The sequence below is a fragment of the Streptomyces sp. NPDC048411 genome (genome assembly GCF_040704695.1).
In the GTDB taxonomy this organism is placed as follows: Bacteria; Actinomycetota; Actinomycetes; order Streptomycetales; family Streptomycetaceae; genus Streptomyces.
This window is the reverse complement of sequence record NZ_JBEZKL010000008.1, coordinates 1-21,684: the sequence shown is the minus strand read 5'-3', so window position 1 is coordinate 21,684 and position 21,684 is coordinate 1. Positions and strand designations below refer to the sequence as shown.

Annotated in this window: 20 protein-coding genes; 12 read left to right on the top strand and 8 right to left on the bottom strand. The window is 70.6% G+C overall.

Features of this window, described 5'->3' with window-relative positions:
- Window positions 1–45 precede the first annotated feature (45 nt).
- Complete coding sequence (locus AB0915_RS05010) at window positions 46–1,656, bottom strand: MFS transporter (protein WP_366689759.1); 1,611 nt, start codon at window positions 1,654–1,656, stop codon at window positions 46–48.
- Window positions 1,657–1,812: 156 nt separating this feature from the next.
- Between AB0915_RS05010 and panB the strand changes: the two genes are divergently transcribed.
- The 3 genes from panB to AB0915_RS04995 all read left to right on the top strand — a co-directional run bounded on the left by panB (window position 1,813) and on the right by AB0915_RS04995 (window position 4,759).
- Window positions 1,813–2,697: a 3-methyl-2-oxobutanoate hydroxymethyltransferase gene (gene panB / locus AB0915_RS05005; protein WP_366689758.1), complete on the top strand. Its 885-nt coding sequence runs from the start codon at window positions 1,813–1,815 to the stop codon at window positions 2,695–2,697.
- Window positions 2,698–2,885: 188 nt separating this feature from the next.
- Entirely contained in the window at window positions 2,886–3,911 is a 1,026-nt protein-coding gene (locus AB0915_RS05000; RefSeq protein WP_366689757.1) for an ATP-binding cassette domain-containing protein, read from the top strand.
- Window positions 3,908–4,759 (top strand): ABC transporter permease, encoded by an 852-nt coding sequence (locus tag AB0915_RS04995; protein WP_366689756.1) that lies wholly within the window; start codon window positions 3,908–3,910, stop codon window positions 4,757–4,759. Before AB0915_RS05000 ends, AB0915_RS04995 begins: the two co-directional genes overlap by 4 nt.
- A gap of 10 nt (window positions 4,760–4,769) precedes the next feature.
- Here AB0915_RS04995 and AB0915_RS04990 read toward each other — a convergent pair whose 3' ends face one another.
- Window positions 4,770–8,135, bottom strand: a complete 3,366-nt coding sequence (locus tag AB0915_RS04990) for a BTAD domain-containing putative transcriptional regulator (protein ID WP_366689755.1) — start codon at window positions 8,133–8,135, stop codon at window positions 4,770–4,772.
- A gap of 228 nt (window positions 8,136–8,363) precedes the next feature.
- On the opposite strand from AB0915_RS04990, the gene AB0915_RS04985 reads away from it, so the two are divergent.
- On the top strand, window positions 8,364–9,164 hold the full coding sequence (locus AB0915_RS04985; protein ID WP_366689754.1) for a site-2 protease family protein: 801 nt from the start codon (window positions 8,364–8,366) through the stop codon (window positions 9,162–9,164).
- A 23-nt stretch (window positions 9,165–9,187) separates the two neighbouring features.
- On the opposite strand, the gene AB0915_RS04980 is transcribed toward AB0915_RS04985, so the two are convergent.
- Window positions 9,188–9,412 (bottom strand): hypothetical protein, encoded by a 225-nt coding sequence (locus AB0915_RS04980; RefSeq protein WP_366689753.1) that lies wholly within the window; start codon window positions 9,410–9,412, stop codon window positions 9,188–9,190.
- Between the two features lie 46 nt (window positions 9,413–9,458).
- On the bottom strand, window positions 9,459–10,169 hold the full coding sequence (gene npdG, locus AB0915_RS04975; RefSeq protein ID WP_366689752.1) for an NADPH-dependent F420 reductase: 711 nt from the start codon (window positions 10,167–10,169) through the stop codon (window positions 9,459–9,461).
- A gap of 146 nt (window positions 10,170–10,315) precedes the next feature.
- Here npdG and AB0915_RS04970 point away from each other — a divergent pair, with 146 nt between their 5' ends.
- Together AB0915_RS04970 and AB0915_RS04965 are read left to right on the top strand one after the other, a co-directional pair.
- Window positions 10,316–10,918 (top strand): hypothetical protein, encoded by a 603-nt coding sequence (locus tag AB0915_RS04970; RefSeq protein WP_366689751.1) that lies wholly within the window; start codon window positions 10,316–10,318, stop codon window positions 10,916–10,918.
- A gap of 65 nt (window positions 10,919–10,983) precedes the next feature.
- Window positions 10,984–12,303 carry an MFS transporter gene (locus tag AB0915_RS04965; RefSeq protein WP_366689750.1) on the top strand — a complete coding sequence of 440 codons (1,320 nt, stop codon included), beginning with the start codon at window positions 10,984–10,986 and terminating at the stop codon, window positions 12,301–12,303.
- Between the two features lie 35 nt (window positions 12,304–12,338).
- Here AB0915_RS04965 and AB0915_RS04960 read toward each other — a convergent pair whose 3' ends face one another.
- Entirely contained in the window at window positions 12,339–12,569 is a 231-nt protein-coding gene (locus tag AB0915_RS04960) for a hypothetical protein (protein ID WP_366689749.1), read from the bottom strand.
- A 58-nt stretch (window positions 12,570–12,627) separates the two neighbouring features.
- Between AB0915_RS04960 and map the strand changes: the two genes are divergently transcribed.
- Window positions 12,628–13,485: a type I methionyl aminopeptidase gene (gene map / locus AB0915_RS04955; RefSeq protein ID WP_366689748.1), complete on the top strand. Its 858-nt coding sequence runs from the start codon at window positions 12,628–12,630 to the stop codon at window positions 13,483–13,485.
- A 104-nt stretch (window positions 13,486–13,589) separates the two neighbouring features.
- On the opposite strand, the gene AB0915_RS04950 is transcribed toward map, so the two are convergent.
- A complete protein-coding gene (locus AB0915_RS04950) occupies window positions 13,590–14,261 on the bottom strand; it encodes a PhzF family phenazine biosynthesis protein (protein WP_366689747.1) in 672 nt (223 codons plus the stop codon).
- Between the two features lie 258 nt (window positions 14,262–14,519).
- Between AB0915_RS04950 and efeO the strand changes: the two genes are divergently transcribed.
- Genes efeO through AB0915_RS04930 form a run of 4 tightly spaced genes read left to right on the top strand, consistent with a single transcriptional unit; the run spans window position 14,520 to window position 18,837 of the window.
- Window positions 14,520–15,656, top strand: a complete 1,137-nt coding sequence (gene efeO / locus AB0915_RS04945; RefSeq protein ID WP_366689746.1) for an iron uptake system protein EfeO — start codon at window positions 14,520–14,522, stop codon at window positions 15,654–15,656.
- Window positions 15,657–15,676: 20 nt separating this feature from the next.
- Window positions 15,677–16,963 carry an iron uptake transporter deferrochelatase/peroxidase subunit gene (gene efeB / locus AB0915_RS04940; RefSeq protein WP_366689745.1) on the top strand — a complete coding sequence of 429 codons (1,287 nt, stop codon included), beginning with the start codon at window positions 15,677–15,679 and terminating at the stop codon, window positions 16,961–16,963.
- A 34-nt stretch (window positions 16,964–16,997) separates the two neighbouring features.
- Window positions 16,998–17,969 (top strand): iron uptake transporter permease EfeU, encoded by a 972-nt coding sequence (efeU, locus tag AB0915_RS04935; protein WP_366689744.1) that lies wholly within the window; start codon window positions 16,998–17,000, stop codon window positions 17,967–17,969.
- Entirely contained in the window at window positions 17,902–18,837 is a 936-nt protein-coding gene (locus AB0915_RS04930) for a hypothetical protein (RefSeq protein ID WP_366689743.1), read from the top strand. Before efeU ends, AB0915_RS04930 begins: the two co-directional genes overlap by 68 nt.
- A gap of 98 nt (window positions 18,838–18,935) precedes the next feature.
- On the opposite strand, the gene AB0915_RS04925 is transcribed toward AB0915_RS04930, so the two are convergent.
- Both AB0915_RS04925 and AB0915_RS04920 read right to left on the bottom strand, forming a co-directional pair.
- Window positions 18,936–19,682, bottom strand: a complete 747-nt coding sequence (locus tag AB0915_RS04925; protein WP_366689742.1) for a bifunctional DNA primase/polymerase — start codon at window positions 19,680–19,682, stop codon at window positions 18,936–18,938.
- A gap of 182 nt (window positions 19,683–19,864) precedes the next feature.
- Window positions 19,865–20,479 (bottom strand): TetR/AcrR family transcriptional regulator, encoded by a 615-nt coding sequence (locus tag AB0915_RS04920; RefSeq protein WP_366689741.1) that lies wholly within the window; start codon window positions 20,477–20,479, stop codon window positions 19,865–19,867.
- Window positions 20,480–20,781: 302 nt separating this feature from the next.
- Here AB0915_RS04920 and ddaH point away from each other — a divergent pair, with 302 nt between their 5' ends.
- On the top strand, window positions 20,782–21,573 hold the full coding sequence (gene ddaH, locus AB0915_RS04915) for a dimethylargininase (protein ID WP_366689831.1): 792 nt from the start codon (window positions 20,782–20,784) through the stop codon (window positions 21,571–21,573).
- Window positions 21,574–21,684 lie beyond the last annotated feature (111 nt).

The window sequence follows — 21,684 nt, the reverse complement described above, 5'->3', positions numbered from 1 at the left end:
CGGGGCGGGGCTTGTCAGCCGTCCGGGCCCGTGGCCGTCATGGTGTCATCGGCGCGCGCCCGCGGGCACGGCCCGGTCGTCGTCGCCCTGTTCGGACCGCTGCCCGGCGGGCGGCTTGCCCGGCAGGAAGATTCCGACCACGAGCGCACCGACCAGGGCGACGCACGCGGAGCCGAGTGCGGTGACGTGCATGGCGCTGACGAACGCGTCGTTGGCCGCGCCGACCAGCGGCGCGCCCGCCGGACCGAGCTTCTCCGCGATGCCGAGGGTCGCCTCGATCGACTCCCCCGCCGCGTCCCTGGCCGCGGCCGGGAGCGTACCGAGGTGGCCCTCGATGTCACCGCGGTAGACGGTGGACAGCACGGAGCCCAGGACGGCGATCCCGAGCGCCCCGCCGACCTGCCGGAACGTGTTGTTGATGGCCGATCCGGAGCCGGCCTTCTCGCGCGGCAGCGCCTGCATCACGGCAACGGTGACGGGTGGCATGACATGCGCCATGCCGGTGCCCTGGACGAAGAAGACCAGACACATCACCCAGATGGGTGTGGTGGCGTCGAAGAGTGCGAACGCCGACAGTCCGACCGCGACCAGCAGCATGCCGGCGGTGCACACCGCACGGGAGCCGAACCGCTCGACGACCAGCCGGGCGCGCGGCGCGAAGATCATCTGCGCGGCGGCCAGTGGCACGATCAGGAGTCCGGACTGCAGGGCGCTGTAGCCGCGCACGCTCTGCAGGTAGAAGGCGGAGAAGAAGGTCACGCCCATCAGCGCGAAGAAGACCAGCGCCACAGCGGCGACGGCGGCGGAGAACGCGCCGTTCTTGAAGTACGTGATGTCGATGGCCGGGTGGCTGCTCCGCTTCTCGTGCCAGACGAATCCGGCGAGGACGACGAGACCGCCGAAGATCGAGAGGAGCACGACGGCGTCGCCGAAGTCGGCGAGTTCGCCGCCGCGGATGATGCCGAACACCAGCAGGACCAGACCGACGATGGAGAGGAGGACCCCGAGCGGGTCGATCCGGCCCGGCTTCGGGTCCCGGGAGTCCGGCACCAGCACCGCCATCGCGATCAGCGCGATGACGACGACGGGCACGTTGACCAGGAAGATCGAACCCCACCAGAAGTGTTCGAGCAGCAGTCCGCCGGTGATCGGGCCGATGGCGATGCCCAGGCCGACGCTGCCGGCCCAGATGCCGATCGCCTTGGGCTGCTCGTCACGCTCGAAGACGTTCATCAGGATCGCGAGTGTGGCGGGCATCACGAACGCGGCGCCGAAGCCCATCACGGCGCGCCAGGTGATGAGTTCGCCGGGCGAACCGGACATCGCGGCGAGCGCCGAGCCGATACCGAACAGCAGGATGCCGAAGAGCAGGACCTTCTTGCGGCCGATGCGGTCGCCGAGCAGACCGGCGGTGAAGAGGAGTCCGGCGAAGACCAGCGTGTACGAGTTGATCGCCCACTCCAGCTCGCTCTGGGTGGCTCCGAGCCCGGTGGGCGACGGGCTCGCGATGGTCTTGACCGCGACGTTCAGGATCGAGTTGTCCAGCACCACGATGAGCAGGCTGAACATCAGAACGATGAGGATCACCCAACGGCGACGGTGGATCGCCTCGGGAACACGGGGCACGGCGGCCGGAGGGCCGGACGGTATTGACATGGCGGCGAGCGTATCTCATTTCGATACGAGACCGTCTCGTATTGGAAAGTCTTTGCCCAGTCGTGTCCACTTCCCGTGGACGGCCCGGGATGCCACCATGGACGGGATCCGGGGACGCCGTCAGGGCGCCTCGAGATGACGAAGGAGCCGTTGACCATGACGCTTCAGGCTGCGCAGAACCAGCCCGCAACCCCCGCGGGGGCCCCTGCCGACAGCAACAAGGCGCTGTACGGAGGCAAGAGCACTCGCCGCATCACCGTCCACGACATCGCCGCCGCCACCGAGCGCGGCGAGAAGTGGCCCATGCTCACCGCCTACGACGCGATGACCGCGTCCGTCTTCGACGAGGCCGGCATCCCGGTCATGCTCGTCGGCGACTCCATGGGCAACTGTCACCTCGGCTACGAGACCACCGTGCCCGTCACGATGGACGAGATCGCCATCCTCTCCGCCGCCGTCGTACGGGGCACCAAGCGCGCCCTCATCGTCGGCGACCTGCCCTTCGGGGCGTACCAGGAAGGGCCCGTCCAGGCCCTGCGCAACGCCACCCGGCTGGTCAAGGAGTCCGGCGTCGGGGCGGTCAAGCTGGAGGGCGGCGAGCGGTCGCTCCCCCAGACCGAGCTGCTCGTCTCGGCCGGCATCCCGGTCATGTCGCACCTCGGTCTGACCCCGCAGTCCGTGAACACCATGGGCTACCGGGTGCAGGGGCGCAGCGACGAGGCCGCCCACCGGCTGATCAGGGACGCCAAGGCTGCGCAGGACGCGGGGGCGTTCGCCGTCGTCCTGGAGCTCGTACCGGCCGAGGTCGCCGCCGAGATCACCCGCAGTCTGCACATCCCGACCGTCGGCATCGGCGCCGGTCCCGACACCGACGCCCAGGTGCTGGTCTACACCGACATGGTGGGGCTGACCGGCGGCAAGGTCCCGCGCTTCACCAAGCAGTACGCGAACATGCGCAAGGTGCTCGGTGACGCGGCGAAGGAGTTCGCGGACGAGGTCGTCGGCGGCACGTTCCCGCAGCCGGAGCACACCTTCCACTAAGGCCTTCCGGACGAGAGGCCCCAGGACATGACCGGTCCCCTCCGGGGGATCACTGGCCACTGCCCGCACAACGACAGCCCGCCGACTTCCCCCATCGGCGGGCTGTCGGCGTGTGCCGGCCGCTGCAGGCGTTCTGTAGGCGGCCCTGTCGGCAGAATGTCGGTGGGCTGTCGGTGGCGGCTGGTCCCATGGTGGACATGACGCGAATCGACAAGAACCCCAGGAGCGGCGGCAACGCCGTCGAGGTGCGGGGGCTGGTCAAGCACTACGGCTCGACCAAGGCTCTGGACGGCGTGGACCTCGATGTGCGCGAGGGCACCGTCCTCGGTGTGCTCGGCCCCAACGGCGCCGGCAAGACCACCCTCGTACGCTGCCTGTCCACACTGATCGTTCCCGATGCCGGACACGCCACCGTGGCGGGCTACGACGTGGTGAAGCAGCCGCGGCAGCTGCGCCGCATCATCGGCCTGACCGGCCAGTACGCCTCGGTCGACGAGAAGCTCTCCGGCTGGGAGAACCTCTACATGATCGGGCGGCTGCTCGACCTGCCGCGCAAGACCGCCCGGTCCCGGGCCGACGAGCTCCTGGAGCGGTTCTCGCTCACCGACGCGGCCAAGCGACCCGCGATGAACTACTCCGGCGGCATGCGGCGCCGGCTCGACCTGGCCGCCTCGATGATCGGCAGCCCGGCCGTGCTGTATCTGGACGAGCCGACGACGGGGCTCGACCCCCGGACCCGCAATGAGGTCTGGGACGAGGTGCAGCGGATGGTCGCGGAGGGGGCGACCGTGCTGCTCACCACCCAGTACATGGAAGAGGCCGAGCAGCTCGCCAATGAGCTCACCGTCATCGACAAGGGCAGGATCATCGCCAGCGGCGGGGTCGACGAGCTCAAGGCGAAGGTCGGCGGCCGTACCCTGCAGATCCGGCCCACGGACCCGGGCCAACTGCCCGCCATGGCCCGGGCGCTCGCCGAGGCCGGTCTCGACGGGGTGGCTGGTTCACAGGCCGTCCCGGACGAGGGCATGTTGTACGTGCCGATCCTCAGCGACGACCAACTGACCGCCGTTATCGGCCTGTTCGCCGGCCGCGGTCTCTCCATCGCGCACATCGCCACCGCGCTGCCCAGCCTGGACGAGGTGTTCCTCGCCATCACCGGCGAGAAGACCGCGCCGTCCGTGACCGACACGATCCCCGAGGAGGTCCCGGCATGAGCACGGCGACTCTGACACCCGACGCCCCGACCGGCTCCGCACCGGCAAAGGTCCTCCCCGACGAGGGCCGGATCGGGCTGCGCAGCAATCTGCGGCACATCGGCGCGCTGGTGCGGCGCAATCTGCTCCAGATCAAGCAGGACCCGGAGTCGATGTTCGACGCGCTCCTGATGCCGATCGTCTTCACACTGCTGTTCGTGTACGTCTTCGGCGGCTCCGTCGGCGCGAGCCTGGGCGGGGACCGGCAGACGTACATCAACTACGTGATCCCCGGGCTGATGGCGATGATGGGCATGAACATCGCCATGGCGGTCGGCACCGGTGTCAATGACGACTTCCGCAAGGGCGTCATGGACCGGTTCCGGACAATGCCGATCGCCCGTTCCTCCGTGCTCATCGCGAAGATCGTGGTCGAGCTCGGCCGGATGATGGTCGCCACGATGATCCTTCTGGGGATGGGCTTCCTGATCGGCATGCAGCTCAAGACCTCGGTGTTCGGTCTGCTCGCGGCTGTCGGTCTCTCGGCGGCGTTCGGCGTCGCCATCATGTGGATCTTCATGCTGCTGGGGCTGTCCCTGAAAACGGCCCAGGCGGTTCAGGGAATGGGGTTCCTGGTGATGATGCCCCTGCAGTTCGGTTCCTCGATCTTCGCGCCGCCGACGACGATGCCGGGCTGGCTCCGGTCGTTCACCGACTACAACCCGCTGTCCAATCTCGCGGACGCCGCGCGCGGGCTGATGCTCGGCGGTCCAGTGGCGCACTCGGTGTGGCTGACGCTCGGCTGGGCCGCAGCCATCACCCTGGTGACGGCGCCGCTCGCGGTCGCCAAGTTCCGCAAGAGGACCTGACGCGCCCGGTTCACTCCCGGTACGCGTCGACCAGGGCGACGGCCTCCTCCAGTGCGAGGCCGTCGCCCTCGGCGTACGCACAGTCGTACGCGGCCTCGCCGAGGACCGCCGAGGCCAGGGCCTTTGCCCGCGCCAGGTTGTCCCGCTCCACCGACGTCGGCACATGTCCGGCCGGCAACAGTCGCGAGCCCGCGCCCAGCAGCCGTGCGGCGAGCCCGGCCGCCCGTTCGTCGCCGAGTCCGGCCAGGGACCGGGCCACGGTGACGAGATGGATGACGGTCATCTGCGGCGCGACCATCTGCGAGAGCGGGTCACCGGACCGGGCCAGCGCCGTCCTGCCGCGGGCCAGCGCATCGGCGTACAGCCCCTCCTCGTTGTCCAGCCAGGCCATGCCTCCCAGCACGAAGCCTTCGAAGATGGCCATGGTCTCCGAGCGGAAGTGGTCAAGCAGGGTGAGCATATGCTCGCGGGCCTCGGCCGTCCGGCCGGAGCGGCCCAGCCACATGGCGAGAAAGAGCCGGGCTGTGGGCATCGTCTCGTGGCCCGCCTGTGGTCCCTGGGAGAGCACGTCCCGCAGGATCCGTTCGCCCTCCGCGCCGCGGTCGAGCTCGGTGAGCACTGAGGCGTAGCGGGTACGGAGCACCGCCACCTGGGACTGCGCGCCGAGCTTCTCGGCATAGCCGATCGCGGCCAGGAAGTCCTCGGCGGCGCGGGCGTATTCGCCGCACCGCTCGTTCGCCTCGCCCCGCGAGGAGAGTGATTCGGCGGCGCCCCAGTCGTCGCCGAGCCGGCTGAAGATCTCCAGGCTCTCGTCGGCGTCGATGCGCGCCTCGTCCGACCAACTGGGGCGGTTGGCCAGCATATTGGCACGCATCTGGAGCGCGGCGGCCAGTTCCCAGTCGTAGCCCAGCTCGCGGCAGGAGCGGACCGTCTCGTCCAGCAGCTCGCGCAGCTCGCCCATGTCCCCGGTGAGCATGACCGCGAAGAACCAGAGTGATGCCGGAGCGCGGCAGGTCTGCGGCTGGCCCGGGTGATACGTGTCGGCGATGACACGGAGCCGCGCCATGCTCGCCTCGTTGGTCCATTCGTCCATGGCGTGGTCCATGCTGACCAGCTGGACCAGCGCCACCTCGCGCCTGGCCTCCTCGAGCAGTTCCGGCGACATGGGCGGCGGCGCGTCGGTGCAGCGTTCGTGGATCGACGGTGCGGGGGTCGCGGGTGAGGTGAAGGGGTCGGGGCCCAGCGCGGCGGCGGCGTCCGCCCAGTGCAGGGCGTCCGCCCGCAGGTCGCGCATCTGCCAGTACCAGGAGAGCGAGAGCACCATGCAGAGCGCCTCCTGCTCGTCGCGGGCGGCGACGGCGTGGCGCAGCGCGGTGCGCAGATTCTCGTACTCACGCTGCAGGAGGTCGATGGCGGCCCGCTGTCCGGCACCTCGGAGTTCGGGGTCGGTGGTACGGGCCAGTTCCCGGAAGTGCACCAGGTGGTGCCGCTCGACGGTGGCCCGCTCCCCGGCCTCGTCGAGCCGCTCGGCGGCGTACTCGCCGACGGTCTCCAGTAACCGGTAGCGCATTTCGCCGTCGTCGGCGGGTGCGGCGACAACGAGGGACTTGTCGACGAGTGAGCCGAGCAGTCCGGCGACCTCGCGCGCGTCCTGCGGCCCGTCCGCGCAGACCGCTTCGGCCGCGACGAGCGTGCAGCCGCCCGCGAAGACCGACAGCCTGCGCAGGACGGCGCGTTCGGACGGGTCGAGAAGATCCCAGGACCAGTCGACGACGGCACGCAGCGTCTGCTGGCGCGGCAGCACGGTACGGGCCCCGCTGGTCAGCAGGCGGAACCGGTCGTCGAGCCGGTCGGCGATCTGGCGCGGGCTGAGCATGCGCAGCCGGGCGGCGGCGAGTTCGATGGCGAGCGGCAGTCCGTCGAGCCGGCGGCAGATCTCGGCGGCGGCCGCCGCGGTCTCCTCGTCCACGTCGGTCCGGAACCCCGGCTTCGCGGCGGCGCCGCGATCGGCGAGCAGGCGCAGCGCCATCGGGTCGGGCAGCGGGCCGACGGGGCGGACGAACTCGCCGGGTACGCCGAGGGGTTCGCGGCTGGTAGCCAGGACGGTGAGGTCCGGGCAGTGGGCGAGCAGATGGTCGGCGAGCGCGGCGGCGGCCTCGACGACGTGCTCGCAGTTGTCGAGGAGGAGGAGCATGCGGCGCCGGGAACAGTGCTCGGTGAGCCGGACGAGCGGGTCGCCCGCGCCGCGCTCGGCGGCCCGGAGCTCTTCGGCACCGGCGCCGCGCAGCACGGTCTCGCGGGCACCGAGCGCGGTCAGTACGGCTTCGGGCACGGTTTCCGGGTCGTCGACGGGGGCTAGTTCGGCCAGCCAGACACCGTCCGGCCAGGCGCGCGCGACGGATTCGGCCGCCTCCTGGGAGAGCCGGGTCTTGCCCGCGCCGCCGGGCCCGAGAAGGGTGACGAGCCGGGCCTGCGCGAGGTCGTCACGGATGGCGTCGATGTCGTCCTCGCGCCCGACGAAGCTGGTGAGCCTGGCGCGCAGGTTGCCGTGGGCGTGGTGGGTGTGGGTGCGGGCCGGTTGCGCAGGCGCCCGGCCCGGAGCAGGCGTCCGGTCCGTGCCGTGGGCCGGCTCCTGTCCCGGCGGTCTGCGCACCGGCTCCTGATGGAGCAACTCCGCGTGCAGTGCGCGCAGTTCGGGGCCCGGGTCGGCGCCGAGGCGGTCGGCGAGCACGGTGCGCACCTCCTCGTACGCCGCCAGCGCCTGCGCCGTACGTCCGGTGTCCCGCAGCGCCCGCAGCCGCAGCGCCTGAAGGGGTTCGTCCATCGGGTGGTCCGCGCAGAGCGCGACCAGGTCGGGCAGGACCTCATCGGCCCGGCCCAGCGCCAGCGCCGCGGTCAGCCTGGCGCGGCGGGCGTCCAGGCGGCGGGCCGTCCAGCGGGCGGCGACGGCGCCCCGGTCCGGCAGATCGGCGAGAACCGGTCCGCGCCAAAGGGCGAGGGCGTCGTCGAGGACCGCCACGGCCTTCGCCGGATCGCCCTCCTCCAGTGCTCGCGTACCGTCCCCGGCGAGCCGCCCGAAGCGGTGCAGGTCGACCGCGTCCGGGTCGGCGGCGAGCCGGTAGCCGCTCTCCGCCGAGGTGATCGCCTCATGGCCGAGGGCGCGGCGGAGCCTGCCGACGAGCGCCTGCAGGGCACCGACCGCGTCGGCGGGCGGATCGCCGTCCCACACCTCGTCGACGAGCACGGTGGCCGGGACGGTACGGCCGGGGCGCAGCGCGAGAACGGTCAGCAGGGCGCGCAGCCGCGCCCCACCGATGACGACGGCCGTGCCGTCGTCACGGAGTGCCTGTGTGGTGCCGAGGATGCTGTAGCGCACGCGCCTATTCTCCTTGACTGCTCCCCTGTCCGAAGAGAGGTCTCGCTCCGTGGTGCGCGCGGTCCATGTGGTGCGCGCGGTCCATGTGGTGCGCGCCCTGCTTGCCGTGTCCCCGCCCTGTCCGGAACCACCGCGTCGGCGCGAGACGTTTCCTCCGTGCCACCGGTACGGTCGGGGCTCGCGCCTGCCCTGACGCACTCCCCGCACCCAGCCACCTGGAGTCCGCTGATGACCACTGCAGCAGCCCGGAGCGACCGGCGGATCAGCCCGGTCTTTCTCGGGATCGTCGCCGTCATGGCGGTATCGGGCTGGGCGGTGTGGACGGACTTCGGGTCTACCCCGGGGCTCGCGGTCTTCCTCTTCGTCACGGCGGCGTGGGTCGTCTCGCTCTGTCTGCACGAGTACGCGCACGCCCGCACCGCACTGCACAGCGGGGACATCTCGATCGGGGAGAAGGGCTATCTCACCCTCAACCCGCTCGCCTACACGCATGCGCTGCTGAGCATCGTCCTGCCGGTGCTGTTCGTGATCATGGGTGGATTCGGTCTGCCCGGTGGCGCGGTCTTCATCGAGCGGGGCCGGATCAGCGGCCGCTGGAAGCACAGCCTGATTTCCGCGGCGGGCCCGCTGATGAACGTACTGTTCGCGCTCGTCTGCACGGCACCGTTCTGGCTGCACGCCCTGGACGGGGTCCCGAGGGAGTTCCGGTACGCGCTGGCGTTCCTGGCACTGCTTCAGGTCACCGCGGCGATCCTGAACTTCCTGCCGGTCCCCGGCCTGGACGGGTACGGGGTGATCGAGCCCTGGTTGTCGTACCGGATTCGCCGTCAGGTCGAGCCGTTCGCACAGTTCGGACTGATCGCGGTCTTCGGCGTGCTGTGGATCCCGGAGATCAACCACGTGTTCTTCGACGCGATCCACAGCCTGCTGCAGTCACTGGGCGTGAGTGAATTCAGGACGTACTGCGGACGCGATGCCTACCAGTTCTGGAGCACGGCGAATCCGGCCTGCGCCGTCGACAGGCCCTGAGGGCTGTCCCCCGAGGACAGCCCTCAGCCCGCGGCCCCGGCGCGCTGCCTGCGCAGGTAGTACCACGCCATGTTGGACGAGAGCCCGGCCAGCAGCACCCAGACGATCCCGAGCCAGCTGCCCTGGACGAAGGAGGCCACGGCCGCACCGACGGCGAGGACGCAGACAGCGAGGGCGTAGAGAGCGAGGCGGGGCATGGGGGCAGCTCCTGTCCGGGGCGGTGCACGGTCCCGTCCAGTGTCCCTCATGCCCCGTTCCGCTCTCCGCAGGGTGCGTCCGTGGGCGTCCGCCGGCTCAGACGTCGGTGGTACGCAGGCCTGCGTGCGCCTTGTAGCGGCGGTTGACCGAGATCAGGTTGGCGACGAGCGATTCGACCTGGTGGGCGCCCCGCAGCCGGCCCGCGAAGATGCCGCGCATGCCGGGGATCCGGCCGGCCAGCGCCTGGACGAGGTCGGTGTCGGCGCGGGCGTCGCCCAGCACCAGCACATCGGTGTCGATCTCCTCGATCGCCTCGTCCTGGAGCAGTACCGCCGAGAGGTGGTGGAAGGCGGCGGTGACCCGGGAATCGGGCAGCAGGGCGGCGGCCTGCTCGGCGGCGCTGCCCTCCTCGGGCTTCAGGGCGTACGCGCCCTGCTTGTCGAAGCCGAGCGGGTTGACACAGTCGATGACGAGCTTCCCGGCGAGCTCCTCGCGCAGCGACTCCAGGGTCTTGGCGTGGCCGTCCCACGGCACGGCGACGATCACGACGTCGCTGCGCCGGGCGCAGTCGGCGTTGTCCGCGCCCTCGATGCCGAGGCCCAGCTCGCCGGCGGCGGCCTGGGCGCGGTCGGTGACGCGCGAGCCGATGATCACCTTCTGCCCGGCGCGGGCGAACCGGTAGGCGAGACCGCGGCCCTGCGGACCGGTGCCGCCGAGCACCCCGACGGTCAGCCCGGATACGTCGGGAAGGTCCCAGGGGTCCTTGGCGGGGGGCTTGGGCGCGCTGCCACTGTCGTTCGTAGTCATGGCGCCGACATTACTGCCCGCCCTGGAAGGGAAGGCCAGGTCGATCTCCTGCGACATCCGTCACTCAGAGGAGCTCGGGCCCCGTTCGGCTGGTTCGGTGGCGTTCGCCGGTGCCGGGGACGGGCTCTGCGGCATGATGCCGGGCCATGGATGCCGTACGCGTCGCCCTGCTCCGAGAAGTGCTCGCCGGGACCGAGTGGCCCGCGGCGGCCCGGCGCTTCGCGGGCACGCTGCGCTCGTCCGTCGCTGCGCACGGCGGCGGGCTGCTGCTGGTGGGGACGGCGGCGTACGAGCCGTGGCACGTGGCGGCCCATCTCGTCGACGAGTCCACCTGGTCCGGGCTGCCGGAGCTGACTCCCACGCTTGTGCGGCACCGGGTGGGACCGGGCGATCCGGCGCATCTGGCCGTCGGTCTGGGCCGGATCGAGGCGGCCGGGCGGGGTGAGACGCTGCTCCTGGTGGCCCCGGAGCGGCCCGGGGCCGGGCTGCTGGAGCGGGTGCACGATGCGCGCCGGGCCGGGGCGACGGTGCTGTCGCTGGACGACGGTGACCCGGAGGTGGGCGGGCTGGCCCATGAGACGCTCGCGGTGACCGGCACCGACGATGTGGACCTGGACACCGTGCAGCATCTGGTGAGCGCGGCGGCCGGCGAGAACAGCGCCCCGGCGCCGCGCGGTCGGCGCGGCTTCCGGGACCGGCTGTCCCGGCTCGCCGACCAGCTGACCGCGCCACCGCCACCGAGGTGGTGAAGGGCCGCGCACCGCGGCCAAAACCGGTTGCAGGCGGCACATACGGCACCGGATCATGACCCCTCGTGACCTCCGCCCTGCCCGCCCGGCTCTCCGCCTTGCTGCCCGACCTCTCGCCCTGGCGGTCCTCGGCCGACTTCCGGCTGCTGTGGGTCCAGGGCCTGATCACCTACTTCGGCAGCTTCATGGCGCTGATCGCGCTGCCGCTCCAGATCAAGGAGCTCACCGGTTCGCCGCTCGCCGTCGGCGCGATGGGTGCGGTCGAGCTGGTGCCGCTGGTCGTCTTCGGTCTGTACGGCGGGGCACTCGCCGACTCCGCGGACCGCCGCAAGGTGATCCTGGGCACCGAGGCGGGGCTGGGGCTGCTCGCCGTCGTCCTGCTGGCGAATGCCGCGCTGCCCGATCCCGCGCTCTGGCCGCTCTATCTCGTCGCGGGCGGTGTCTCCGCGCTCGCCGGGCTGCAGCGGCCCGCGCTGGACTCGCTGATGGCCAGGATCGTGCCGCACGACCAGCTCACCGCGGCCGCCGCGCTGAACTCGCTGCGCTGGCAGTTCGGCGCGATCACGGGGCCGGCGGTGGCCGGTCTGGTGGTGGCCTATGCCGGGCACGCCACGGCGTACGCGGTCACGGTGGTCACGTTCGCCGTCTCCGTGCTGCTGTGTCTGCGGCTGGCGCCCGCACCGCCCGCCGAACACGCGCGGAAGCCGTCGCTGCGCGGGATCGCGGAGGGCGCGCGGTACGCGTGGAGCCGGCCGGTGCTGCTGGGGACGTACGCGATCGATCTGGCCGCGATGTTCTTCGCCTTCCCGAACACGATCTTCCCGTTCCTCGCGGACGAGCTGCACGCCGAGTGGTCGCTGGGGCTGATGTACGCGGCGGGGTCGGTCGGGTCCCTGGTGCTGGGGCTGACGAGCGGCTGGACCTCACGGGTGCGACGGCACGGACTGTTCGTGGTCTTCGGTGCGGCCGCCTGGGGGCTGGCGATCGCCGCGGCGGGATGGTTCAGCAATGTGTGGCTGGTGCTGGGCTGCCTGGCGGCGGCGGGCGCGGGCGACATGCTCAGCGGGCTCGGCCGCTCCACGATTTGGAACCAGACCATCCCGGAGGAGTTGCGCGGGCGGCTGGCGGGCATCGAGGTGCTGTCGTACAGCGTCGGGCCGCAGCTGGGTCAGGTGCGGGCGGGCGCCATGGCGGGCTGGACGGGCACCCGCTCGGCGATCTGGTCGGGCGGGGTGGCGTGCGTGGCCTCGGTCGCGCTGCTGGCGGCGGCGCTGCCGAAGCTGCTCACGTACGACTCCGGGACGGACGAGGACGCCGAACGGCGGCGGCAGGCGAGAGCGTCCGGTCACCCGGCGTCCGGACAGTCAAGCCCCTCCGGCGCGTGAGAAACGCCGTCCGGGGCGGAGCCCCGGGGCCGGGCCTACGCGTCGGGCTCCGGAGGCTCGGAGCGGTCGTGCCATTTGGGGTCGTTCTCCCACTCCAGGTTCCGCTCCTGCGCCGTCTCCATGGCGTGCCGGGCCTCCTCGGGCGTGGTGTACGGCCCGAACCGGTCCTTCGCCGGGCACTCCGGGCCCTCCTCGACCTTCTTGTGCTCCAGGCAGTAGTACCACTCGCCCGGCTTGCCGACCGTGCGCTTCTTGAACAGGGCCATCATCGACTCCTTTCCTCGGGGCCATGCTGCCCCAAGCGCGCTGGTTAGACTCGCTGATATGTCTGGCCAGTCGCTCCTCGTACCAGGGGAGATCACTCCCATCCGTTCCGTACCCGGAAACATCCGGCGCCCCGAGTACGTGGGCAAGCCCGCTCCCACGCCGTACACCGGCCCGGAGGTCCAGGACGCCGACACCGTCGAGCGCATGCGCATCGCGGGCCGGATCGCCGCACAGGCGATGGCGGAGGCCGCGAAGCACATCGCCCCGGGCGTGACGACGGACGAACTCGACCGGGTCGCCCACGAGTTCATGTGCGATCACGGCGCCTATCCGTCGACGCTCGGCTATCGCGGCTTCCCCAAGTCGCTCTGCTCGTCGCTCAACGAAGTCATCTGCCACGGCATCCCGGACTCCACGGTGCTGCGCGACGGCGACATCGTGAACCTCGACGTCACCGCGTACATCAACGGTGTGCACGGCGACAACAACGCCACCTATCTCTGCGGCGATGTGGACGACGAGTCCCGGCTGCTCGTGGAGCGCACCGAGGAATCCCTGAACCGCGCCATCAAGGCGGTCCGCCCCGGGCGCCAGATCAATGTGATCGGGCGGGTCATCGAGTCGTACGCCAAGCGCTTCGGGTACGGCGTGGTCCGGGACTTCACCGGGCACGGGATCAATTCCTCGTTCCACTCCGGCCTGATCATTCCGCACTACGACAGCCCGCACGCGACCACCGTGATGCAGCCCGGCATGACCTTCACCATCGAGCCGATGCTGACGCTCGGGACGCACCAGTACGACATGTGGGACGACGGCTGGACCGTGGTGACGAAGGACCGCAAGCGCACCGCCCAGTTCGAGCACACACTGGTGGTGACGGAGACGGGCGCGGAGATCCTCACCCTTCCGTAGCCCCCGTACGCGATCTTTCCCACCGGTCAGCGGTGTTCCGGGAGCCGGGAGAGGCCTTCCCGCCCAGCCCGCGGCGACCCGGAGGTCTGCGCTCCGCCGGACGCTCAGCCGCGGGTGGACAGCAGGACGCGGCCCCCGATCTCCACCGTGCCGTCCGGTGCGGGTGCGGTGAGGATCTGGGAGCCGCACCCCTGGGTGATGTTGAGGGCGCGGCCCAGCTGCGCGCTGAGCAGCAACGCCGCGGCGCCCGTCGCTTCGTCCTCCACGATCCTTTCGTCGCGCCGCGGGAACGCCCGCGCCCTGACCCGCCCCGCCGCCTCGTCCTCCCACGCCCAGACGTAGAGCCAGCCCTCCCCGGGCGGCGGTCCGGTCAGTGCCTCGACCTCGGCGACGGATGCGTAGCGCTCCAGCGTGCGCGGCGGCGCCCACTCGGGGCGTGCGGTGATCCAGGTGAACTCACCGTCCTGGCGGGCGAAGATCTCCCCGACCGGCAGTTCCAGAATCTCCAGATCGAGCAGCCAGGCGGTACCGACGAGCGGATGCCCGGCAAAGGGCAGCCGGAGTCCCGGCGTGTAGATGTCGATGCGCCCCCGCTCGGGGTCGTCGACGAACACGGTCTCGCTGAAACCGAGTTGTCCGGCGAGCAACTGCCGGGACGCCTCGTCGGGGTACGCGCTCCCGTCGCGTACGACCCCGAGGGCGTTGCCGTGCCGGCCGTCGGGGCCGCAGAACACCCGCAGTACGTCGATGCCCGCGGGTACGTCGAAGTCATTCACGTGCGCATTCAAGCACCGCGCGGGCGCCGACCACCGCCCTCGACCTGCACGCCGAGAAGAAACCCGGCTACTTGACCATCCCTTGGGTCACCCATGGGTCGCCCGTGATCACCTCGTTCCCCCGCACCCCAAGTGAGAGCTGAATCACTGCACGAGTGGGCATCAGTCAGGCAAGCCTAGGTTAAGTTAGGTTCGCCTCACCTGTCCTGCCTTTGTCCCGTTCGAGTCCTTTCTCTCTTCAGCCTGTGTGGAGCCCGTATGCGAGCCGTTCGTCTCTCCGTAGTCACCGCTGCCGCCACCGTGGCAGCCCTGACCGCCGTCACGGGCTGCGCCGAGAAGAGTGACGGCAAGGGCGAGGGCGCTCTGAGCGTCGTCGCGAAGGACGACTCCTGCACGGTGTCCAAGAAGAAGCTCCCGGCCGGCCACGTCGAACTGGCCGTCGAGAACAAGGGCTCCAAGGTCACCGAGGTCTACCTGCTCTTCCCGGATGCCCGCATCGCCGCCGAGCGCGAGAACATCGGCCCCGGCACCAAGGCCACCATCACGGCCGAGGTCAAGGCCGGCTCCTACGACATCGTCTGCAAGCCCGGCATGAAGGGCGCCGGCTACCGGCAGAGGATAGAGGTCACCGGCGGCACCGGGGCCAAGCGCAGCCCCGAGATGGACAAGGCTGTCACCGAGTTCCGCACCTATGTGCAGGCGCAGGCCGACGAGACCCTGCCGAAGGCCAAGGTCTTCACGGACGCCGTCGCCGCCGGTGACATCGAGGCCGCGAAGAAGGCGTACGCCGAGTCCCGCATCGGCTGGGAACGCACCGAGCCGGTCGCCGAGTCCTTCGGTGACATCGACCCGAAGGTCGACCTCCGCGAGGACGGCCTGGAGGCCGGCCAGAAGTGGACCGGCTGGCACCGGCTGGAAAAGGCGCTGTGGCACGACAAGAAGCTCGGCGCCGAGGAGAAGGCTCTCGCCCCGGTCCTCTACAAGGACCTGCTCGACTGGCAGAAGCGGGTCGGCACGGCGGAGATCACCCCGACCTCGATGGCCAACGGCGCCAAGGAACTCCTCGACGAGGTAGCCACCGGCAAGGTCACCGGTGAGGAGGAGCGCTACAGCCACACCGACCTGATCGACTTCAAGGGCAACGTCGAAGGTGCGCAGAAGTCGTACGAGCTGCTGAAGCCGATCGCGTCGAAGAACGACCCGGCGCTGACCGCCTCCCTGGACAAGCAGTTCGCGTCGTTGAACACACTGCTGGACAAGTACCGCGCGGACAAGACCTCCTACGAGTTCACCTCGTACGAGAAGGTCGGCAAGGCGGACCGCAAGGAACTGTCGGACGCCGTCAACGCCCTGGCCGAGCCGCTGTCGCAGCTCGCTGCCGCGGTGACGAAGTAACGAGCGGGGAGGTTTCGCACATGTCCGAGGAGACGCAGAACACCGTCGACGGCGAAGAGGCCGCTGCCGCGGCCGGTGGACGTGCCCCGTCCCGCCGCGCCCTGCTCGGCTGGGGCGGTGCCGGGCTGGCGCTCGGCGCGGTCGCGGCCGGTGGCGCGGTCGCCGCGGTGCGCCCGAAGAGCGATACCGTGCCGACCGCGGACAGCGGCGCCGCGGTGCCGTTCCACGGTGTGCACCAGGCCGGTATCGCCACCGCCGTCCAGGACAGGCTGCACTTCGCCGCGTTCGACGTGACGACGAAGGACCGGGCCGAGCTGATCGCGCTGCTCAAGGAGTGGACGCGGGCGGCCGAGCGGATGACGGCCGGTCATGCGGTCGGCGACGGCGCATACGGTGGCCTCGCCGAAGCCCCGCCGGACGACACGGGCGAGGCGCTGGGGCTCAAGCCGTCCCGGCTCACCCTCACCATCGGCTTCGGTCCCTCGCTGTTCGCCAAGGGACGGTTCGGTCTTGAGGACCGGCGCCCGGAGGCGCTCGTCGATCTGCCGACGTTCCCCCGCGACAACCTCGAGACGGCCCGCAGCGGCGGCGACCTGTGCATCCAGGCGTGTGCGGACGACCCGCAGGTCGCGGTGCACGCCATCCGCAACCTCGCCAGGATCGGCATGGGCCGCACCGCGATCCGCTGGTCGCAGCTGGGCTTCGGCAAGACATCCTCGACGACGCCCGACGCCCAGACCCCGCGCAACATGATGGGCTTCAAGGACGGCACCCGGAACATATCCGGCACCGACACCGCGGCCCTGGACAAGCACGTGTGGGTCGGCGAGAAGGACAACGCGGGCTGGATGACCGGGGGTTCGTACCTGGTGGCCCGGCGCATCCGCATGCACATCGAGACCTGGGACCGGACCGGGCTCCAGGAGCAGGAGGACGTCTTCGGCCGGGACAAGGGCGAGGGTGCCCCGGTGGGCAAGGCGAAGGAACGCGACGAGCCGTTCCTCAAGGCGATGCTGCCGACCGCCCATGTGCGGCTCGCCCACCCGGACAGCAACGACGGTGCGACGATCCTGCGCCGCGGCTACTCCTTCACGGACGGTACGGACGGTCTGGGCCGGCTCGACGCCGGGCTGTTCTTCCTCGCCTACCAGCGCGATGTCCGTAAGGCGTTCATTCCGCTGCAGCGCCGCCTCGCGGCACACGACGCACTCAACGAGTACATCCAGCACGTGGGTTCGGCGCACTTCGCCGTCCCGCCGGGCGTCCGCGACAAGGACGACTGGTGGGGCCGGGCGCTGTTCTCGTAACGGGACTCGAAGCGGACATAAGGAGAACCGAAACGTGTTCAGCAACTTCCTGATCGGCCTGCGCGAAGGCCTTGAGGCGAGCCTGGTCGTCTGTATCCTCATCGCCTATCTGGTGAAGACCGGCAACAAGAGCAAACTGCTGCCGATCTGGGTCGGTGTCGGCATCGCGGTCGTCGTCAGCCTGGCGTTCGGCGCCGGTCTCGAATTCGGCTCGCAGGAGATGACGTTCAAGGCGCAGGAGGCGCTCGGCGGTTCACTGTCGGTCATCTCCGTGGGTCTGGTCACCTGGATGGTGTTCTGGATGCGGCGCACCGCGCGGCATCTGAAGAAGGAGCTGCACGGCAAGCTGGACGCGGCGCTCGCGATGGGCACCGGGGCGCTGGTCGCGACGGCGCTGCTCGCGGTCGGCCGGGAGGGGCTCGAGACCTCGTTGTTCGTCTGGCGCGCCGTGCACGCCGCGGGCGACGGCTGGCATCCGGTGATCGGCGCGTTCCTCGGGCTCGCCGCCGCCGTGGTGCTGGGCTGGCTGTTCTACCGAGGTGCGCTGAAGATCAACCTGGCGAAGTTCTTCACCTGGACCGGCGGCATGCTGGTGGTCGTCGCGGCGGGTGTGCTCGCGTACGGCGTCCACGACCTGCAGGAGGCCGAGTTCCTGGGCGGTATCCACAACCAGGCGTTCGACATCAGCGCCACGATTCCGCCGGACAGCTGGTACGGCACGCTGCTGAAGGGCACCTTCAACTTCCAGCCCGACCCGACCGTTCTTCAAGTCACGGTGTGGGCGCTGTATCTGATCCCCACGCTCGCACTGTTCCTGGCCCCGGTAGGGTTCGGACGGTCAGTGGGGGCGACGGATCAGAAGGCGCAGAAAGCAACGGATGAGAAGCCTGAGGCCGATTCGGCTGGCGACGGGGCTCGCGGCAGCGACAGTGCTGAGCATGACGGCGAGCGGGTGCATGACGGTGCACGGCGAGCTGGAAGTCGTACCGGCGGCGACGAAGTCTGAGGCCGCGAAGGCCCTCGCGGACTTCACCGCCGCGTACAACGCGGCGGACAAGGCCTACGATCCCGCGCTCGACGCGGACCGGGTGACCGGTTCGCTCGGCGCGATCAACCAGGCCGGCCTGAAGGCGCGGCAGAAGAACTACCCCGGCGGCAATGCCAACCACAGGCCGCTGGAGCTGACCGACGCCACCTACGTCATCCCGAAGAAGGCAGACTGGCCGCGCTGGTTCGTCGCGGACACCGATTCCAACCGCGACCAGGACAGCGGGAAGCAGGACACCCGCTGGCTGATCGTCTTCCTGCGGTCCGGGCCCGACGCCGGGTGGCGGGCCGCCTATCTGTCGGTCGTGGCGCCCGCCGCGGTGCCCGCCTTCGCGAAGGACAGCGACGGGCGGGCCCGGCCGGTGGCCACGGACAGCAGTGAACTCTCCGTGGCGCCCAAGGACTTGAGCACCCAGTACACGGAGTATCTGCAGAAGGGCACGCCGGACGTGTTCGCCCCCGGCGTCGCCACCTCGGGCTGGCGGGACGCGCGCAGGACCACCCGCCAGGCGGGCTTCTCGTACCAGTACATCGACCAGCCGCTGGACAGCGGTGCGTTCGGTCCGCTCGGCCTCGAAACCGAGGACGGCGGGGCGCTGGTCTTCTTCAGCAGCAAGCACTTCGAACAGCAGACCGCGGCGAAGGGGCTGCGTCCGCCGGTCAACGCGGATGTGCAGGCGCTGCTGACCGGTGAGGTGAAGACCACCCTCACCAAGGAGCGCGTCTCCAGCCAGCTGGTGTACGTCCCGAAGAAGGGCGCCACGAACGGCGCCAAGGTGATCATGCTGAACCGACTGCCGGGGCTCACGGCGGCGAAGGGCTCGTGACGCCGTAACGCTGTGGGCCCGGGAGCCGGGCCCCGCGATCCGGTGGCCGTGAGCCGGGAAACAAGGGCGCAGGGCTCGTCAGGCCCCGCGCTCCGGCTTCAGCGGCTGAGCGGCCAGGCCACCGACCCGTGGTCGAAATCGCTCTGGTCCGCCGCATCGGCGTACTGCGCGCAGGCGTCGGTGAGCGTCTCCAGCAGCGTCAGCGGGTCCGGCAGCGGGTTCTCCGGCCCGCGGACCCAGTGCACGTCCAGCTCACCGGGGAGCAGGGCGGGCGGCAGGAGCACGTAGCTGCCGCGGCAGTGCCAGCGCAGTCCCGGATGCTCGTCCATGGTCTCGGGGTGGCAGTCCAGCTCGCAGGGCCACCACTCGTCCTCGTCCTCGGGGGTGCCGCGGGTGGCGGTGAAGAAGAGCATCCGGTCCTCGCCGGACACGGCCACCGGGCCGACGTCGATACCCGCGGCAATGAGCCGCTCCAGTGCCTGGCTGCCCGCGGTCAACGGCACGTCGAGGACGTCATGGATCATGCCGGTCGCGGTGATGAAGTTGGCCTGCGGCTGACTGCGGGCCCAGCGCTCGATCTGGGCACGGTCGGTGGTGGACTGCGTCTGCCAGGCGAAGGAGACGGGGTGCCTGGCGGGAGTGGGACAGCCGATGCGTTCGCACGAACATCGGTAGCCGATCGGGTGGGCGGCGGGCGCGATCGGCATTCCGGCCTCGGCGACGGCCAGGAGCAGCGCCTCCCGGGCGGTGTCGTCGACCGCGCGCTGCTGCGGTTTGGGTCGCCGGCGCAGCCATTGGGAAAACTTGCTCTCTGTGCCGCGAGAACGGCCGAAATCGGCGCCCATCTATCCCCTTACCTCAGCGTTGCCCCTGCCCCTATGGTCCCACCATCCTGCGCCCCGGGTGGCCAGAGTCCTGAAGCGGGGGCGTCGATCGATGCCCTGAGCAGGGATCTTTGTGATCTTTTGTCCGGGAATGACAGGCGTGGCCGTGGTCGGCTCGGTGTGACTGTGTCGCGCGACGTGACTCAGCGGGCGGCCAGACCGTGCAGGGCGTAGTCGACGAGCGCGTCCGCGTACGCGTGGGTGAGCGGCCGGGTCCGCAGCAGCCAGCGGTGGGTGAGCGGGGCGACGAGGAGCTCGAGGGCGATCCTCGGGTCGATCTCGGCGCGTACGTCGCCCGCCTCCTGGGCGGCGCGCAGCCTGGTGACGTAGAGCTGCAGCTGCGGTTCGAGCAGCTTCTCGACAAATTCGGCGCCGAGCGCGGCGTCGACGATCCCCTCGGCGGCCAGCGCCCTGGTGGGTGCCTCGGTCACCGGATCGTTCAGCTCGTCGACGGTGGCCCGCAGGACGGTCCTCAGGTCGGCCGCCAGGTCGCCGGTGTCCGGGATGGCGTACCCTGCCGCTCCGGCCTGCTCGGCGGCCCGGTTGCCGAGGTCGACAAAGGCCTCCAGCAGGACGGCGGCCTTGGAGGGCCACCAGCGGTAGATCGTCTGCTTTCCGACACCGGCGCGGGCGGCGATGGCCTCGATCGTCGTCCTCGGGTAGCCGACCTCGCCGACGAGGCCGAGTGCCGCGTCGTAGATCGCCCGGCGGGAGCGCTCGCTGCGGCGGCCTGGGTCGGGCGGCCGGTTTTCTGCCATGCCCGTCACGGTAGCAGCGGAGCGAGGCGAGACGTATCGTCTCCGTATCTCTCCATAGACGTCACGGAGCATCCCGCAGAACCACCCGATCGGTTCACTGCGCGGTAGCTCCGAACGGCGCACCATGAGCTCACGCACAGACCCGTGCGAGCCCCGGCACCCTGCAGGCAACCCCTGCCGTCCGTGAGGAGCCCTCATTGCCTCGTGAAGCCACACCCTCCTCGCTTCGTGAAGCCGCCGTCCCCTTGCCTCGCGAAGCCACCGCTCCGGCGCCCCGTACAGCCACGCCGCGCCGCTACCTGATGTGCGCCCCGGCCCACTTCAAGGTCACCTACTCCATCAACCCGTGGATGGACCCGACCAAGCCGGTCGATCTGCCGCTGGCGCAGGCCCAGTGGGAGGACCTGCGCGACCGCTACCGTGCGCTCGGCCACACCGTCGAGCTGCTCACCCCGCGCCCCGAGCTCCCCGACATGGTCTTCGCCGCGAATGGCGCCACCGTCGTCGACGGGCGGGTGCTGGGCGCCCGGTTCGCCTACCAGGAGCGGTACGCGGAGGCGGAGGCGCACCGGGACTGGTTCCGGGACCGCGGCTTCACCGAGATCCGTGAGCCGGACCATGTCAACGAGGGCGAGGGCGACTTCGCGGTCACCTCCTCGTACCTCCTGGCCGGGCGCGGCTTCCGGTCCAGTCCGCTCTCGCACAACGAGGCACAGGAGTTCTTCGGCCGGCCGGTGATCGGCCTCGATCTGGTGGACCCGCGCTACTACCACCTGGACACGGCCCTCTGCGTGCTCGACGAGGCGGGCGACGAGATCATGTACTACCCGGGCGCGTTCTCGCCGGGCAGCCGGTCGGTGCTGCGGCGGCTTTTCCCCGACGCACTGATCGCCGAGGAGGCGGACGCCGCCGCGTTCGGCCTGAACTCCGTCAGCGACGGGCTCCACGTGCTGGTGCCGCAGGGCGCCGCGGGCCTCTTCGACCCGCTTCGGGTGCGCGGCTTCGAACCGGTCCCGATGGACCTGAGCGAGCTGCTCAAGGGCGGCGGCAGCGTGAAGTGCTGCACCCAGGAGCTGCGGAGCCGGCAGGACTAGTGCGTGTTTCGAAAGGAGCGTCGTCCGCCCGTAGGGCGGGCCTGGCGGCGTCTGGTGCGTGCGATCGCAAGGCGGAGGGTCGCCCCGATACTGGGCGTATCGGGGCGAGCC

Coding starts and splice junctions, on each gene's coding strand:
- AB0915_RS04980 (WP_366689753.1), bottom strand. CDS start 9,412: ATGAGGGACACTGGACGGGACCGTGCACCGCCCCGGACAGGAGCTGCC.
- AB0915_RS04985 (WP_366689754.1), top strand. CDS start 8,364: ATGACCACTGCAGCAGCCCGGAGCGACCGGCGGATCAGCCCGGTCTTT.
- ddaH (WP_366689831.1), top strand. CDS start 20,782: ATGTGCGCCCCGGCCCACTTCAAGGTCACCTACTCCATCAACCCGTGG.
- npdG (WP_366689752.1), bottom strand. CDS start 10,169: ATGACTACGAACGACAGTGGCAGCGCGCCCAAGCCCCCCGCCAAGGAC.
- AB0915_RS04925 (WP_366689742.1), bottom strand. CDS start 19,682: ATGGGCGCCGATTTCGGCCGTTCTCGCGGCACAGAGAGCAAGTTTTCC.
- AB0915_RS04930 (WP_366689743.1), top strand. CDS start 17,902: ATGACGGCGAGCGGGTGCATGACGGTGCACGGCGAGCTGGAAGTCGTA.
- AB0915_RS04970 (WP_366689751.1), top strand. CDS start 10,316: ATGGATGCCGTACGCGTCGCCCTGCTCCGAGAAGTGCTCGCCGGGACC.
- AB0915_RS05010 (WP_366689759.1), bottom strand. CDS start 1,656: ATGTCAATACCGTCCGGCCCTCCGGCCGCCGTGCCCCGTGTTCCCGAG.
- map (WP_366689748.1), top strand. CDS start 12,628: ATGTCTGGCCAGTCGCTCCTCGTACCAGGGGAGATCACTCCCATCCGT.
- AB0915_RS04920 (WP_366689741.1), bottom strand. CDS start 20,479: ATGGCAGAAAACCGGCCGCCCGACCCAGGCCGCCGCAGCGAGCGCTCC.
- AB0915_RS04995 (WP_366689756.1), top strand. CDS start 3,908: ATGAGCACGGCGACTCTGACACCCGACGCCCCGACCGGCTCCGCACCG.
- efeB (WP_366689745.1), top strand. CDS start 15,677: ATGTCCGAGGAGACGCAGAACACCGTCGACGGCGAAGAGGCCGCTGCC.
- AB0915_RS04960 (WP_366689749.1), bottom strand. CDS start 12,569: ATGGCCCTGTTCAAGAAGCGCACGGTCGGCAAGCCGGGCGAGTGGTAC.
- efeO (WP_366689746.1), top strand. CDS start 14,520: ATGCGAGCCGTTCGTCTCTCCGTAGTCACCGCTGCCGCCACCGTGGCA.
- AB0915_RS05000 (WP_366689757.1), top strand. CDS start 2,886: ATGGTGGACATGACGCGAATCGACAAGAACCCCAGGAGCGGCGGCAAC.
- panB (WP_366689758.1), top strand. CDS start 1,813: ATGACGCTTCAGGCTGCGCAGAACCAGCCCGCAACCCCCGCGGGGGCC.